Source organism: Stenotrophomonas sp. G4 (genome assembly GCF_003428825.1).
Lineage (GTDB): Bacteria > Pseudomonadota > Gammaproteobacteria > Xanthomonadales > Xanthomonadaceae > Stenotrophomonas > Stenotrophomonas indicatrix.
The window spans coordinates 3,818,184-3,833,979 of sequence record NZ_CP031741.1; the positions used below are offsets into that span (position 1 = coordinate 3,818,184).

At 66.8% G+C, this 15,796-nt stretch carries 12 protein-coding genes and 1 pseudogene; 2 read left to right on the forward strand and 11 right to left on the reverse strand.

Features of this window, described 5'->3' with window-relative positions; translation table 11 throughout:
- Positions 1 to 20 precede the first annotated feature (20 nt).
- From D0Y85_RS17430 to D0Y85_RS17445, 4 genes are all read right to left on the reverse strand, one after another.
- Positions 21 to 2,198: a carboxy terminal-processing peptidase gene (locus tag D0Y85_RS17430; protein WP_117311404.1), complete on the reverse strand. Its 2,178-nt coding sequence runs from the start codon at positions 2,196 to 2,198 to the stop codon at positions 21 to 23.
- Positions 2,199 to 2,487: 289 nt separating this feature from the next.
- The gene (lipA, locus tag D0Y85_RS17435; protein ID WP_033832023.1) at positions 2,488 to 3,498 is read right to left on the reverse strand and encodes a lipoyl synthase; all 1,011 of its coding nucleotides are present in this window, start codon (positions 3,496 to 3,498) and stop codon (positions 2,488 to 2,490) included.
- Positions 3,499 to 3,515: 17 nt separating this feature from the next.
- Positions 3,516 to 4,160: a lipoyl(octanoyl) transferase LipB gene (lipB, locus tag D0Y85_RS17440; protein WP_240329392.1), complete on the reverse strand. Its 645-nt coding sequence runs from the start codon at positions 4,158 to 4,160 to the stop codon at positions 3,516 to 3,518.
- A 56-nt stretch (positions 4,161 to 4,216) separates the two neighbouring features.
- On the reverse strand, positions 4,217 to 4,495 hold the full coding sequence (locus D0Y85_RS17445) for a YbeD family protein (protein WP_117311406.1): 279 nt from the start codon (positions 4,493 to 4,495) through the stop codon (positions 4,217 to 4,219).
- 280 nt (positions 4,496 to 4,775) lie between these two features.
- On the opposite strand from D0Y85_RS17445, the gene D0Y85_RS17450 reads away from it, so the two are divergent.
- The gene (locus D0Y85_RS17450; RefSeq protein WP_080149824.1) at positions 4,776 to 5,849 is read left to right on the forward strand and encodes a lipid A deacylase LpxR family protein; all 1,074 of its coding nucleotides are present in this window, start codon (positions 4,776 to 4,778) and stop codon (positions 5,847 to 5,849) included.
- Between the two features lie 132 nt (positions 5,850 to 5,981).
- Here D0Y85_RS17450 and D0Y85_RS17455 read toward each other — a convergent pair whose 3' ends face one another.
- The 5 genes and pseudogenes from D0Y85_RS17455 to rodA (D0Y85_RS17475) form a co-directional block, all read right to left on the reverse strand.
- Positions 5,982 to 7,076 carry a D-alanyl-D-alanine carboxypeptidase family protein gene (locus D0Y85_RS17455; protein WP_132824169.1) on the reverse strand — a complete coding sequence of 365 codons (1,095 nt, stop codon included), beginning with the start codon at positions 7,074 to 7,076 and terminating at the stop codon, positions 5,982 to 5,984.
- 223 nt (positions 7,077 to 7,299) lie between these two features.
- Entirely contained in the window at positions 7,300 to 8,544 is a 1,245-nt protein-coding gene (locus D0Y85_RS17460; RefSeq protein ID WP_117311407.1) for a septal ring lytic transglycosylase RlpA family protein, read from the reverse strand.
- Entirely contained in the window at positions 8,541 to 9,686 is a 1,146-nt protein-coding gene (gene mltB, locus D0Y85_RS17465) for a lytic murein transglycosylase B (protein WP_117311408.1), read from the reverse strand. Before mltB ends, D0Y85_RS17460 begins: the two co-directional genes overlap by 4 nt.
- 272 nt (positions 9,687 to 9,958) lie before the next feature.
- Complete coding sequence (locus D0Y85_RS17470) at positions 9,959 to 10,210, reverse strand: hypothetical protein (RefSeq protein ID WP_088100959.1); 252 nt, start codon at positions 10,208 to 10,210, stop codon at positions 9,959 to 9,961.
- A gap of 200 nt (positions 10,211 to 10,410) precedes the next feature.
- Positions 10,411 to 11,481: pseudogene (rodA, locus tag D0Y85_RS17475) on the reverse strand (rod shape-determining protein RodA); the annotation flags it as partial.
- Between the two features lie 408 nt (positions 11,482 to 11,889).
- Here rodA (D0Y85_RS17475) and D0Y85_RS17480 point away from each other — a divergent pair.
- Positions 11,890 to 12,300: a hypothetical protein gene (locus D0Y85_RS17480; RefSeq protein WP_033832245.1), complete on the forward strand. Its 411-nt coding sequence runs from the start codon at positions 11,890 to 11,892 to the stop codon at positions 12,298 to 12,300.
- A gap of 311 nt (positions 12,301 to 12,611) precedes the next feature.
- On the opposite strand, the gene rodA (D0Y85_RS17485) is transcribed toward D0Y85_RS17480, so the two are convergent.
- Positions 12,612 to 13,724: a rod shape-determining protein RodA gene (gene rodA, locus D0Y85_RS17485; protein WP_117311409.1), complete on the reverse strand. Its 1,113-nt coding sequence runs from the start codon at positions 13,722 to 13,724 to the stop codon at positions 12,612 to 12,614.
- Complete coding sequence (mrdA, locus tag D0Y85_RS17490) at positions 13,721 to 15,793, reverse strand: penicillin-binding protein 2 (RefSeq protein ID WP_117311410.1); 2,073 nt, start codon at positions 15,791 to 15,793, stop codon at positions 13,721 to 13,723. Before mrdA ends, rodA (D0Y85_RS17485) begins: the two co-directional genes overlap by 4 nt.
- Positions 15,794 to 15,796 lie beyond the last annotated feature (3 nt).

The window sequence follows — 15,796 nt, forward strand, 5'->3', positions numbered from 1 at the left end:
CCGTCCCCTTTTTCGGTCAATCAGTCGGCCCAGCGGCCTGCGGCGGTGGACTGCGGCAGCACCTGCGCCGACAGCGGACGGTCGGCCTCCAGCAGGTTCACCGCGTCGGCCAGGATCGAGGCCGATTCACGCAGCAACGGATCCGGACGCTTCTCGGCGGCCTTCTCGCGGGCGGCATCCTTGACGATGTCGCGCTCGTTGCCGGTCAGGCCGTCGTCGCTGCTGTCATCGGCCAGCGGATCCAGGGCCAGGCCCAGTTCCTTGCGCACGATCTGGCGCTGCTTGCGCTGGGTATCCTGGCGCTCGCGCTCGGCGCGCCGCGTGGCTTCATTCAACGAAACATACTTCTTCGCCGCTTCGGCACGGAACTGCTCCACATCCTCGTTCCACCACTGGAATTCCTTGTCGGTGGCGATGCGCGCGTCATGGCGCGTTTCCAGCTTGGGCAGCAGCGGCGCGAAGTTGCCGTACTGGGTGTGCGGCACCGCGGCGATGCGGGTCCACGGCAGGGCATTGTCGTAGGTGCTCTCGCCGAACTCGGTGGCATCGACGCTGGCCGGGAACGCCAGATCCGGCACCACACCCTTGTGCTGGGTGCTGCTGCCGCTGATGCGGAAGAACTGGGCGATGGTCAGCTTGACCTGGCCAAAGCGCTGGGCTTCGCCGCTCGGCCAACGGTCGAGGTCGACGATGTTCTGCACCGTGCCCTTGCCGAAGCTGGTTTCACCGATGACCAGGCCGCGGCCGTAGTCCTGGATGGCACCGGCAAAGATCTCCGATGCCGAGGCCGAACCACGGTTGATCAGCACGGCCAGCGGACCGTCCCATGCCACGCCCTGGTTGCGGTCGCTGTTGACGGTGACTCGGCCACCGGATTCGCGCACCTGCACCACCGGACCCTGCTCGATGAACAGACCGGTCAGCTCGATGGCTTCATCCAGCGAACCGCCACCGTTGTTGCGCAGGTCCAGCACCACGCCGTCCAGCTTGTCGGCCTTGAAACCGGCCAGCAGCTTGGCCACGTCGCGGGTGGCCGACGCGTAATCGGTGGCGTTGCGACGACGGCCTTCGAAGTCCTGGTAGAACGTCGGCAGCTTGATCACGCCGACCTTGCGTGCCGGCTCGCCATTGACGGCCGGAATGGTCATGGTCTCGCCCTTGGCGGCCTGTTCGGCCAGGCGCACCTTCTGCCGGGTCAGCACCAAGGTGTGGTGCTTGCCGTCGACGCCCGCTTCGGCCGGAATGAACTCCAGCTTCACCTGGGTGTCCTTGGCGCCACGGATCTTGGCTACGACATCATCGATGCGCCAGCCGATCACATCTTCCACCAGCCCGGACGTGCCCTGGCCGACGCCGACGATGCGGTCACCCGGCTTCAGCGTGCCATCCACGGCCGCCGGGCCACCGGCGATGATCTCGCGGATCACCACCACGTCGTCCTGGCGCTGCAGCTGCGCGCCGATGCCTTCCAGCGACAGCGACATCGCCTGGTTGAAGTTCTCGGCGGTGCGCGGAGTGAAGTAATCGGTGTGCGGATCAACCGCGCTGGTGTAGGCGTTCATGAAGAACTGGAAAGTGTCTTCACCCTTCAGCTCGTTGACCGACTTTTCCAGGGTGGCGTAACGCTTGTCCAGCGTCTTGCGGATGTCATCGGACTTCTTGCCGGCCAGCTTCAGGCGCAGCCAGTCATTCTTCACCGACTTGCGCCACAGCTCGTCGAGCTCGGCGTTGGACGCTGCCCACGGCACGTCCTTGCGGTCGTACTCGAAGCGCTCGTCGGTGGTGAAGTCCGGTTCCTGCTTCAGCAGCTTGCGCGCATAGGCCACACGTTCGCCGACGCGCTGCTTGTAGACCGCGAACACCTGGAAGGCCGGCTCCAGCTCGCCGCCGCGGATGGCATTGGCAATGCCGGCCTGGAAAGGCGCGAAGCGGGTGATGTCGGCCTGGGTGAAGTACTGCTTGCCCCCGTCCAGCGTCTCGAGGTAGCGCTTGAACACATCCTTGGAGGTGGCTTCATCGAGCGCACGCGGGCGATAGGCGTAGCGGCTGTCGGACAACAGGCCGTAGACCAGCTTGGAGGTGGTCACCTGATCGGCAGTAGCCGCCGCCGGCAACGCCGGCGAGTCGGCTTTGGCCGCCAGCGCCAATGGCGCGACCAGCGCCAAGGCCATCAGGAATGCGGGGGCTTTGAATTTCATTGACGTGCTCGAAGGCGCCTTGCCAAGGGGGAGACTGCAGGGTGTTCAGACACCACGACAGTGCCGAAAGTTGCCGGGTTTGTCACCCGCCCACTTCCGGTGGAAAACCAGCCTAGCGGGGCCGGTGTAGCAAATTGTGAATGCAGGCAAAGGCGTGCGGACCAACGGTCCGCACCCACAAGGGTGGTGGTGGCACCCATCGGTGGCGGTGGCACCCATCGGTAGCGCCGGGCCATGCCCGGCGGGGATGAAGTGTGCGGGGCAACGGTCCGCACCCACCGGCGGAGCCTCAGGAAACGCCGGCGCCCTTGGCCTGTACGTCGGCGTGGTACGACGAGCGCACCATCGGGCCGGAGGCCACGTGACTGAAGCCCAGCTCGTAACCGTACACTTCCAGCGCCTTGTAGTCGTCCGGGGTCCAGTACTTCAGCACCGGGTGGTGGTGCGCGGTCGGCTGCAGGTACTGGCCGATGGTGATCATGTCCACATTGTGCGCACGCAGGTCGCGCATGGTGGCCTTGATCTGTTCGAAGTCTTCGCCCAGGCCCAGCATGATGCCCGACTTGGTCGGCACGTCAGGGTGCTGCGCCTTGAAGTTCTTCAGCAGGTTCAGCGACCACTGGTAATCGGCGCCCGGGCGCACGTTGCGGTACAGGTCCGGCACGGTTTCGATGTTGTGGTTGAACACGTCCGGCGGGTTCTGCGCGAGGATCTCCAGCGCGCGCTCCATGCGGCCCTTGCCGCGGAAATCCGGGGTCAGCACTTCAATGCGGGTGCCCGGCGACTTCTCGCGGATGGCGGTGATGCAGTCGACGAAGTGCTGGGCACCGCCATCGCGCAGGTCATCGCGGTCGACGCTGGTCACCACCACGTACTTCAGGCCCATATCGGCCACGGTCTGGCCCAGGCTGGCCGGCTCGTTGGCATCGGGCGGCTTCGGCCGGCCGTGAGCCACGTCGCAGAACGAGCAGCGGCGGGTGCAGACCTCGCCCAGGATCATGAAGGTGGCGGTGCCGTGGCCGAAGCATTCGTGGATGTTCGGGCAGCTGGCTTCCTCGCACACGGTCACCAGGCGGTTCTCGCGCAGCTTGGCTTTCAGGTTCTGCACGGCATTGCCCGAAGGAATGCGCACGCGGATCCAGGAGGGCTTGCGCAGCACCGGCACGTCGGCGAACTGCACCGGCGAACGGTTGATCTTGTCCCCACCCATCTGCTTGACCCCGGCCTGCAACGGCGCGGTGGACGGAAGCTCGGCCTGCACGATCTGCAGGGGAATGGTGCGGGCAGTGGTTTCAGTCATGGCGTTTCCGGGGGCGGTCAGGCGGCCGCAGAGAGATCAGGCAGTTCAGGCACGGGCTGCAGCAGCAGGCCGAACTGGCGGGCCAGGTGGTCCAGCAGCACCGGCTTGACGGCGTCCATCCCGGACGGACCGCCCAAGTCTAGCACCGTGGTCACCTGCAACCCCTCATAACCACAGGGGTTGATGCGGTGGAAAGGATCGAGGTCCATGGCCACGTTGAAGGCCAGGCCGTGGAAGGTGCAGCCGCGCCGCACGCGGATGCCGAGCGCGGCGATCTTGGCGCCGCCGACGTAGACGCCCGGGGCGCCGTCAAGCCGTTCGGCACCGATGTTCCATTCCGCCAGGGTGTCGATGATGGCCTGCTCGATGCGGCATACGTAGTCGCGCACACCGATGCCCAGCCGCGGCAGGCGCAGCAGCGGGTAGATCACGATCTGGCCGGGGCCGTGGTAGGTCACCTGGCCGCCGCGATCGACGTGGACCACCGGGATCTCACCCGGCGCCAGCACGTGTTCGACCTTGCCGGCCTGGCCCAGGGTGAACACTGGATCGTGCTCGACCACCCACAGCTCGTCCAGCGTGTCGTCGTCGCGCTGGTCGGTGAAACGCTGCATGGCGTGCCAGACCGGCTCGTAGGCCTGGCACCCCAGGTCGCGCACCACTGCCGGGCGCGGCGGACGCGCCTCGGGGGCGGCCGCTTCGGCGGGACAGCTGACGGCTACACCGTCCACTTCACTTCCGGGTGGTCGCGCAGGGCCTGGTGGGCCACGTCGTACTGTTCGCGGCTCTCGGCCCGGAAGACCAGGCGCACCGAGACGTACTTGCCGTTGGACGAATGCTTCCAGCTGATGCGCTCGTTCACCACGTCAACGCCAGCAGCCAGCAGCAGGCGGGGGAGTTCATGCTCCAGGCCGCGGTTGGCCGGGCCCATCGCGCTGAGCTCGAACTGACCGGGGAACTGGAAGCCGTGTTCGGGGTTGTCGGACTTGATTTCCATGCGCCCATTATCGGGCCGCAGGGCAACAAACCCAAGAGTATTCATGTAAGCCGGCGGCCCTGCGGGCGGGCCGCTGCGTTGCAGCTGAACATCCATTCAGGCTTGGACCCACCTCCGAGGGCCCCTGCCCCATCGCTGCGGCTTCACCTGCGGTAACCGATTGTATCGATCAGACAATGTTGTTTTCGGAACAGACAAGTGATCCCAGCGCGCTCGTTCCATCACAGCGCCGGGAGTACCGTGTCGTTGCATAAAACGACAGACAAAAGCCCCCTTCCCGATGATCATCCCATCCATGCGCCACCTCGCATCCTTTGGATTGTCCGGCCTGCTGGCCACCGCCCTCCCCCTTTCCGCCTACGCAGCCGAGCAATGCGGCCCGGACGCGATGCGCGAGCATCCGCCGCAGGTCAATTTCCGCGTCGACAACGACCTGTTCGGCGGCCGCCACCAGGACCAGGGCTATACCAACGGCGCCCAGCTGACCCTGGTCTCGCCCAACCTGGTCGATTACACCGACGACCCGTGCCTGCCGCGCCTGGCGCGCTGGGTGAACAGCCACCTGGAGGCACTGCACCCGGGCAGGTTCGAACAGCAGAACATGATCTTCAGCCTGGCCCAGGGCATCTTCACCCCCACCGATTTCACCCGGAAGGACCTGATCGAAGACGACCGCCCGTATGCGGGCGTGCTGGTGGCCAGCTTCGGCTACAACGCACGCAGCGGCGACCACCTGCAGACCACCCAGCTGACCCTGGGCGTGGTGGGCCCGTGGGCGCAGGGCCGGCAGGTGCAGAACGCGGTGCACGACGTGCTGGGGGATGAGAAGTTCCAGGGCTGGGACAACCAGCTGCACAACGAACCGGTGTTCATGCTGACCCACGAGCGCATGCGCCGCTGGCCGGGCGATGCCAGCATCAATGCCGATGGCTGGGGCTGGGATGCGATCAGCCACTACGGCGGCTCGATCGGCAACCTGGAAACCAAGGCCAACGTCGGCGGCGAAGTGCGTTTCGGCTGGAAGCTGCCCGACGACTTCGGCAGCACCCCGCTGCGCCCGGCCGGCGAGAACACCGCGCCGACCCGGGGGGGCAAGCCCAGTGGCTGGTCGTGGCACATGTTCGCCACCACCGATGCGGCGTGGGTGATCCGCGATATCACCCTGGACGGCAACACGTTCCGCAACAGCCACAGCGTGGACAAGCGCCACGTGGTCGCCTACGGCGGTTACGGCGTGGCAGTGATGCGCGGCCGCTGGAAGTTCGCGGTAGCCCGCTACCACAGCACCCGCGAGTTCAATGGCCAGCGCGAAGCCCCGGTGTTCGGCAGCTTCACCATCAGCCGCTCGCTGTAAGCGAGGGGCTGCGTCCGCCGGGCATGGCCCGGCGCTACCCGATCGCCGGTAGCGCCGGGCCATGCCCGGCGGGATCCCACGAAAAAGGCCGGCATTCGCCGGCCTTTTCCATTCACCGCAGCAGGCTGCGGATCATTCCGATTCCCACCACATCCAGAAGCTGTCCCACAGGCGCTTGAAGAAGCCGGCCTGCTCGACGGCGGCCACAGCCACCAGCGGCGCTTCGGCCACCAGCTTGCCATCCAGGGTGACCTTGACGGTGCCGATCTGCTGGCCAGCGGTGAACGGCGCTTCCAGGGTCTTGGGCACGTCGATGCTCGGCTTCAGGTCGTTGTAGCGACCGCGCGGCACGCTGACCAGCATCGGCTGCGCCACGCCCAGCTGCACCTTGTCGGTGGTGCCCTTCCATACCTTGTGCTCGGCCACGGCCTTGCCCGGCTCGTACAGGCGGTGGGTCTCGAAGAAGCGGAAGCCCCAGTTCAACAGGGCCAGGCTGTCATCGGCGCGCTGCTTTTCCGACGCGCCACCCAGCACCACCGCGACCAGGCGCTGGTCACCGCGCTGGGCCGAGCTCATCAGGCAGTAGCCGGCCTCGGAGGTGTGGCCGGTCTTGATGCCGTCCACGCTGCCATCGCGCCACAACAGCAGGTTGCGGTTGGGCTGCTTGATGGTGCCGACCTGGAATTCCTTGATCTTGTTGTACGCGTAGGTTTCCGGGTAGTCGCGCACCATCGCGCGGCCCAACAGGGCCAGGTCGTAGGCGCTGCTGTGATGGCCCGGGGCGGTCAGGCCGTGGGCGTTCACGAAGTGCGAGTTCTTCATGCCGATCTTGGCGGCGTAGCTGTTCATCAGCGAAGCGAAGGCTTCTTCGCTGCCGGCCACGTGCTCGGCCAGGGCGATCGCGGCGTCATTGCCGGACTGGATCGCCATGCCCTTTTCCATGTCTTCCAGGCGTGCGGTCTGGTTGACCGGGAAGCCGCTGTAGCTGCCGTCGGTGCCGGCGCCACCTTCGCGCCAGGCGCGTTCGCTCATCATCACCTGGTCATCGGGACGGACCTTGCCGTTCTTGACCTCGGCGGCGATCACGTACGACGTCATCACCTTGGTGATGCTGGCCGGGGCCAGCTGTTCGTTGATGTTCTCGCCTGCCAGCACCTGGCCGGTGGCGTAGTCCATCAGCACCCAGGCCTTGGAAACGCTGGGTGCAGGCGCCGGCGGCGTGGCCACGGTGGCGGGGCAGCAGCGGCGGCAGGCGCCGGGGTGGCCGGGTCGGCAGCGGCGTCTGGGCGGAGGCCAGGCCCACCACCAGGGTGGCGGCCAGGGCAGTGGCGGCGGAACGGAAATTCATGGGACAGCAGGCTCCAGGGGACGGCCGGAAAATGAAGGATGGGGCGAGGTGGCCATTGTAAGGCCGAGGTGGCAAGGGCCGGCAGCACCGGCCCGGGCGGAATCAGTCCTTGACGATCTGTGGCGAGCCAAAGCCCAGACCCGAGATGCGCCCGGCAAGTTCCGCCGCGCTGGCATGGTCGCTGGCGGGTACCCGCAGGCGCCACAGGGTACGACCACCGGCAGCGATGTCGCTGATGGTGGCACCGACGATGCCGGCAGCGTTGAGCTGGCCCATCGCCCGGTTGGCGTTGTCGCGGTTGGAGAAGCTGGCGACCTGCAGCATCACCGCGCCCACCACCTTCTGCGACAAGCTGGGGCTGCTGGCCGGGGCCGGGCTGCGCGGCATGGCGGTGGCCACGACCGGCGCTGCCGGACGCGACGCGGGTGCACTGGGCGGCAGGCTGCTGACCGCCACTTCCGGCATCGTGCTGACAGCGGCCTGGGTGGTAGCCGGCTGGCCGCGCTCGGGAGCGGCGTCGGCCGGCAGGCGCTTGACCAGGCGATCGATGTCACTGTCGGCAACTGCGCGTGCGGCGGGTACAGGGCGCGCGCTGGCGACGGCAGCGGTGGCCGCAGCCGCTTCCGCAGCACGGCGTTCGCGGCGCGAGGGCTTCTGCGCCATCAGGTTGCCTTCGCCCGGCTGCAGCGCGCGCACTTCCACGTTGCCGGTACCGCGCTGGGTGATGCCCAGGCGCACAGCGGCGGCGTAACTGAGATCGACCACGCGGCCATCGTGGAACGGGCCACGATCATTGACGCGCACGATCACCGATTCGCCGTTGTCCAGGTTGGTCACGCGGGCGAAGCTGGGCAGCGGCAGGGTCTTGTGCGCAGCGGTGAACTGGTACATGTCGTAGACCTCGCGGTTGGAGGTCAGGCGGCCATGGAACTTGGCGCCGTAGTACGAAGCGGTGCCGCGTTCAACGTAGTTGCGGGTGTCGTCGAGCACCTTGTACTGCTTGCCCAGCACGACGTAGGGCGACTTGTTGCCGATCGCCGAGCGATCCTCATTGGTCACCACCGGCTCGGGAATACAGGCCACGTTGGGCACGTAACTGGGCGTGGTGTCTTTCACGCCGGGCTTGTACAGGCCACCGGCGGTGTAGTTGCCACGGGTGGACAGGTCCTCGGTGGCCGCCGCGTACGGCGAGCCCTCCGGACAATGCGCCGGACGCCCATCCTTGCCCTGCACCACCGTGCCGGACGGCTTGCCACCGTGGCCGGCGGTCGCCGGCTTTTTCGGCGCGCTGCTGCAGGCGGCCAGCGCGAGGACGATCAATCCAGGGACCAGCCATCTGATGTTCATGCCGGGGGCAGCTCCTGTCCGGCAATGGCCTGCGACAACTGGAACACGGCCATCGCGTACATCTTCGAGAGGTTGTAGCGGGTGATTGCGTAGTAGTTCTGGAAGCCCAGCCAGTACTGCTTGCCGGTGCTGCCTTCAAGGGTGATCGGGGTGGCGGTGGCACCGGGCTGCACCGCCGCGCTGGGCTGGTAGCCGCGCTGGGCCAGGTCGGCCAGCGACCAGGTGGGCATCCACTCGGTCGGGTTGAACTCCTCGCGGCCGGCGGCGAGCGTGGCCGGCACGGCAACCTGGCCGCCGCGCACCCAGCCGCCCTTCTTCACGAAGTAGTTGGCGATGGACGAGAACACGTCGTCGTAGCTGGTGAACAGGTCACGGCGACCATCGCCGTTGCCGTCCACAGCGTAATCCAGATAGCTGGAGGGCATGAACTGGCCCATGCCCATCGCACCGGCGTAGCTGCCCTTGAGCGTGGTGATGTCCAGCTTTTCCTCGCGGCCCAGCTCGAACAGCTTGGCCAGTTCATCGCGGAAGAACAGCTCGCGGCGCACTTCGCGCTCCAGCTTGGCCGGGTCGCCACTGCGCGGGTAATAGAAGGCCAGGGTGTACAGCGCATCGAGCACGCGATGGCTGCCGGCATTCTTGCCGTAGCTGGTTTCCACGCCGATGATCGCCACGATCACTTCCGCCGGTACGCCGGTGCGCTGCTGCACACGGTCCAGTTCGGCGCGATGCTGGGCAAGAAACGCCTTGCCGCCATCGATGCGTGCCTTGCTGATGAACATCGGCCGGTATTCGTTCCACGGCTTGACCCGTTCGGCCGGCCGCGACATGGCGGCGATGATCGGCTGGCGCACCTGCGCCTGGTCGAGCACGTTGCGGATCTCGTCGGGCTTGAGGCCGTAGCGCTTGGCAGTGTCGGCAATGAATCTGGCGCGCGCGGTTTCGAACGGCACCGGGGTGAGATCGACCGGTGCTGCCGTGGCCGCGGTCGCTTCCGGCGCGGCCTCGGCCGGGCCGTGGGGCTTGGCCGCCGGGTGGCGCGGCGTACTGCTGGCCTGTGGCGAAGTCGGTGGGGACGTCGGCTGGGTCGCGCAGGCGACCAGGCCGAGGGTGAGCATGCAGGCCAGAGAACGTCGAATCATCACCGCAGATTAGCAGGTCATGGATGAATTAAAACCCCTAACACCATGAATCACAACGATTTGCACGCGTTCAGCGCGAAATGTGAAGACGTTGTGATTGACCTGCCCCATTCAGGCAGAGGTTGCCGGTTGCGTCCCCATCCCCGCAGACGCAACCGGCCGCCGGACCCGGTCGGTACCTGCGCGGCTGCCGCTCCCCAGTGGCAGTACTCCGCGCTCCCTGTACCCGTTGGATCAGTACTGCTTTCCCATCCGACGCCCCTCGCGCTGCATCAAAGACGGCGCGCCATGCCGAACGGGCCGCCATTGTGCAGGCCGATTGCGACAAGTCCATTGATCAGGATCAACGCGGCGTCAAAATGTGAATTGGCGCCCACTTTTAATGGAACTTCGTCAGCGGCGATGCTGCTGTGCGGCGTTGTGGGAACGATTACAGAAATGCGCTTGCGCAGATTCATGCGCGCATCGGCGGCGAAGGTCGGCGAACGGCGCAGCCCCTCGTGGGTGGGCGCAAAGCGATTCATGAGGGTTGGCCGGGCGGGTGGATAGTGCGGGGTGTCCGCGGCATGGATGCCGCGGACAATACCCCAGGGATGGGTTCACGGCGTCCCCGCACTATCCACCCGCCCGGCCAGCCCTCAGCAATCCAGCTTTCCACGACCCACCCGCCCCCACCCACGAGGGCTGCGCCGTTGGCTGGAAACCTACGCGTGCACCGGCCGATGCCCCGCACCGCCATCACCAGCCCGATCCCCGCCAGCAACGACACCGCCGAGGTGCCGCCATAACTGATCAACGGCATCGGAATGCCCACCACCGGCAGCAAGCCGGAAATCATCCCGCCGTTGACCAGCACGTACACGAAGAACGCCAGGCCGAGGCTGCCTGCCAACAACCGCGCGTGCGTGTCGCGTGCCTGCACCGCGATCGACAGGCAACGCCCGACCACGAACAGATACAGCGCGAACACCGTCACCACGCCAATCCAGCCGAATTCCTCGGCCAGCACCGAGAACGCGAAATCGGTGGTGTACTCGGGCAGGAAATCCAACGTCGCCTGCGTGCCGTGCCCCCAGCCCCTGCCCTGCAGGCCACCCGAGCCGATGGCGATGCGCGACTGCAGGATGTTCCAGCCGGTGCCCAACGGATCGGCAGCCGGATCCAGGAAGGTCAGCACGCGATTCTTCTGGTATTGCCGCAGCAGCCCGAACCAGGCCAACGGCGCAGCCACCGACACCGCGCCCAGTCCGGCCGCCACCCAGCGCCACTGCAGGCCCGCCAGCAGCAGGGCGAACACGCCGCTGGCGGTGACCAGGGTGGCGGTACCGAGATTGGGTTGCATCAGGATCAGCAGCGCTGGCACCCCGATCAGTACTGCGGCCGTCAGCACCGTGCGCGGCGATGGCGGCAGAGGCTGGCGGTGCAGATACCAAGCCATTATCAACGGCAGGCTGAGCTTGAGCAGTTCCGAAGGCTGCAGGTAGAACACGCCGAGGTTGAGCCAGCGCTGCCCGTATTTGCCGGTGCCGATCACGTACACCGCCATCAGCGGCAGCATCGACAGTGCATAGATCGCCGGCGTCCACGCGCGCAGGCGCAGCAGCGAAACCCGCGACAGCAGCCACATCGCCACCAGGCCACCGGCAAAGCGCATCGCCTGCCCGTGCACCGGCCCATTCACGCTGTGCAGCACCGCCAGGCCTGCGCCCATCAGGATCAACAACGCGATCAGCAACGGCAGATCGATCGTACGCAGCGCCTCACGGCAGCCACCAAGCATTCGTTTCCATTTCACCCGCGGCACGGTAGCAACCGGCGCTTTCGCGAAGCTGTCAGCGCTGTTTGACGCTATCGACTCCTTCGGCGACAACGGCCTTGGGCGCCCGGATTTTCCGGGTTTCAAACAATTCTGATTGGAGCCGCAAGGGCCCCGTGCACATCATGTGCGGCCACCGACAACGGGTGGCACGGGACTCCAATCCCGTTTGATAGATGCGTTGTTTACGCTTGCCAGCCGGCGTCGCTTTTTCCCTGTTGAGCGGCGTCGGCTGGCAATCCGTCCGTGCGTCTTTGGCGGGCGGTGCGTGGAGGGCCTCGTGCCCGCCGGCGTTCCAGCGTCTATCACCGGTATTGGAGCCACGCATCGCCTGCCACCCTCGCCTCCACGCGGGGTGGCCCTTGCCGACCGCACGAGGACCCCGCCATGTCCGCTTCCACCTACCCATACCTGTTCGCCACGCTGGGCGAGGCTGCTCACCAGCTGCCGCATGACATCGCCCGCGCGCTGGAAACCACGCTCACTGCAACGCAGGCCGCCAACGCGCCGGGCGGCCCTACCCTGCTGGACTGCCTGCAGCGCATCCGCCAGGTGGAAGCGGCAGATGGCCAGCCGTGGCCGAGCAAAGGGCGAACACAGGCGCAGTGCATGGCGATGGCGCGCATCGACCGCGCCAATGCCGGGCTGACCTTCCTGCTGGAACTGCTGCACGCCAGCGAACGCGTACGCGTGGACGGCGACGACACGCAGCACCTGCCCGACGACGCCCGCGAAGGCCTGCTGCTGGCCTGCCGAGGCCTGTCGGAATACGTGGATGTGCAGTTGCAGGCCGCGTAATGCGCACGTCGCTGTGCCCTCGCCTGCCTCTCGTACAGCGCATGCCGGCCCTGAGCCGAGCATGGCTCGGCACTACAAAGAGCGAAGCGACCCGCTTCTGCTCTGCTTTATTTCTCTTTGCGTGGGTGGCCACCGCAGGAAACTGTCAGAGGCCGGGCGGGGTGGGTTCGCGGGGGTGTCCGCGGCATGGATGCCGCGGCCAAGCCCCCAGGGATGGGTTCACGGCGTCCCCCGCGAATCCACCCCGCCCGGCCAACCACGGCTGTTGCTTTCAGCGCCCACCCACGAGGGGCTGCGCCGATGGCTGGAAACTACCCGTAACCGCCATGCACCGGATTGTGACGACGCACCGCCATCACCAACCCGAACCCGGCCAGCAGCGACACCGCCGACGTACCGCCGTAACTGATCAACGGCATCGGCACCCCCACCACCGGCAGCAGGCCGGAAATCATCCCGCCGTTCACCAGCACATAGACGAAGAACGCCAGACCCGTGGCACCGGCCAGCAGGCGTGAGTACGAATCGCGCGACTGGCTGGCGATCCACAGGCAGCGCCCGATCACCACCAGATACAACGTCAGCACCAGCGCCACGCCGATCCAGCCGAACTCCTCGCTCAGCACCGAAAACGCGAAGTCGGTGGTCTGCTCGGGAATGAAATTCAGGTGCGACTGCGAGCCTTCGCCCCAGCCCTTGCCGTCGAAACCGCCGGAACCGATGGCGATCTTCGACTGGATGATGTTCCAGCCCGCGCCCAGCGCGTCCATTTCCGGGTCGAGGAACATCATGATGCGGTCCTTCTGGTACGGCCGCAGCAGCCAGAACCAGGCGACCGGCGCCACCGCTGCCACACCGCCCACGCCCAGTCCCACCCACCACCACGGCAGGCCCGCCAGCAGCAACACGAACACACCACTGGCGGCGATCAGCACGCCGGTGCCGAAGTCCGGCTGCAGCATCACCAGCCCGGTCGGCACACCGATGATCACCATCGCCACCAGCACGGTGTTCAAGCGCGGCGGCAGCGGCATCCTGTGCAGGTACCAGGCCACCATCATCGGCAGGCTGACCTTGAGCAGTTCGGCCGGCTGCAGGTAGAAGAACTTCAGGTCCAGCCACTGCCGGCCGTACTTGCCCGTGCCCAGCACGAACACCGCCAGCAACGGGATCATCGAGATGGCGTAGATCAGCGGCGTGGCCGAGCGGATGCGCAGGATCGGCACCCGCGAGATGCCCCACATCGCCGCCAGGCCCACGGCAAAGCGCACGCCCTGCGCCATCACCAGGCTGTCGCCGCCAGCACTCTTCAGGGTCGCCAGGCCGATCACCATCAGCGCGCCCAGGGCCAGGCACAGCAGCCAGTCGAGGCTGCTGAAGAACCGCTGCAGCATTTCCCCGGCCCAACGCAGGAACGCACTCATCGGGCGCCCTCCGCAGCAACCGTGGAACGTGACGTGGCCGGCAGTGCCGCAGAAGGATGCGTGGCCGGAGCAGGTGCCGGTGCCGGCGGCGGTACACCGACCACGACCGCATGCTCGCCCAGCTGCGCCGCAGCCGCGTCGCCGGCCTGGCGCGCACCCACGTCTTCGTTGTCGAACGCGGTGGCGCCGATCGCGGTCGTACCGCGTTCGCTGTCCAGCGGCTGCATGCCTTCGGGCATCTTGCCCAGCAGCCAGGCATCGAACACCTTGCGAGCGATCGGCGCAGCTGCCGAACCACCGTAGCCGCCGCCCTCCACGGCAATCGCCACGGCGATGACCGGGTTGTCGGCTGGTGCGAAGCCGACGAACAGCGCGCGATGGCGCAGGTGCATCGGCAGGCTCTTCGGGTTCACCGCAGCGGTACCGCGGCGGCTGATCACCTGTGCGGTACCGGTCTTGCCCGCCATCACATACGGTGCGCCGGCCGCTGCGCGCGCGCCGCTGCCACCGGGCTGCATGGTGCCCATCATGCCCTCGCGCACGGCCTGCAGGTTGCTCGGGGTCGGGCTGATCGGCTTGCTCTCGCCCTGCGGCATGGGCGTCCAGTCCGCATCGAAGCCGGCGCGCTGCTGCATCACCAGGTGCGGCTGGCGCAGCTGCCCGTTGGCAATGCCGGCCACGCCGTGCACCAGCTGCAACGGGGTGACCTTCCAGTCGCCCTGGCCGATGCTGGCGTTGACGGTGTCGCCGGGATACCAGCGCTCCTTGCGTGATTTGTACTTCGATGCCGGCGACGGCAGGATGCCGCCGATCTCGCCGGTCAGGTCGATGCCGGTCGGCTGGCCGAAGCCGTAGTAGCCCATGTAGTGGTCGAAACGCTCGATGCCCATGTCCAGGGCCAGCTTGTAGTAGTACGTGTTGACCGACTGGGTGATCGACTTGCGCAGATCGGTCCAGCCATGGCCGCCACGGTTGGCATCGCCCCAGCCCCGCGAGGTGCCGGGCAGGTAGAACATGCCGGTGGAAAGAATCTTGTCTTCGGGCCGGCGCACCCCGCTGTCCAGGCCGGCCAGGCCGATCAGTGGCTTGATGGTCGAACCGGGGGCCACGCCACCCAGCACCAGGCGGTTGAACTGCGGCCGCGAGGGATTCTCATTGAGCGCCTTGAAGTCGGCGTGCGAGATGCCATTGACGAACAGGTTGGCGTCGTACGACGGGAGGCTGACCATCGCCAGCACTTCGCCGGTGCGCGGGTCCATCGCCACCGCGGCACCTTCGAACTCGCCGAAGGCGGCCACCATCGCCCGTTGCAGGTCGGCATCGATCGACAGCCGCAGGTCGGCGCCGGACTGCGCGGCGACACGGCCGATGGTGCGGATCGCGCGGCCCTGCACGTTGGTCTCGACCTGTTCGTAGCCGACCTTGCCGCGCAGCTCCTGCTCGTAATAGCGCTCCAGGCCGGACTTGCCGATGTGGGTCAGCGCGGCATTGCCCTCGCCGAGGATCTCCAGGTCCTTGTCGTCGACCCGGCCGACGTAGCCGATGATGTGCGCGAACAGGTCGCCATAGGGATAGCGACGGGTCAGGTACGGTTCCAGCTCGACGCCGGGAAAGCGCCAGCGGTCCACGGCGAAGCGCGCCATTTCCTCATCGCTCATGCGCAGCTTCAGCGTGACCGGCAGGAACTTGCGGCGCGCCTTGCGCGACTTGTTGAACGCTTCCAGCTCTTCCGGACTGATCTGGATGATCTTCGCCAGCCCTTCCAGGGTGGCGTCCATGTCCTTGACCTTGTCCGGGGTGATGTCCAGGCGGAACGCCGGCACGTTCTCGGCCAGCAGGCGGCCGTTGCGGTCGTAGATCATGCCGCGCCCGGGCACCACCGGCCGCGGCTTGATGCGGTTGGCTTCGGAGCGGGTGGCGTAGATGTCGTGGTCCAGCACCTGCAGCTTGAAGTACCAGCCGCCCAGGCCCAGCAGGCAGACCAGTACGCCGAAGAAGCCCAACGCCGCACGGCGCCGGAACTGTTCGGCTTCTGCGTGCGGATTCTTGACCTGGCGGCGCGGCAGCATGGC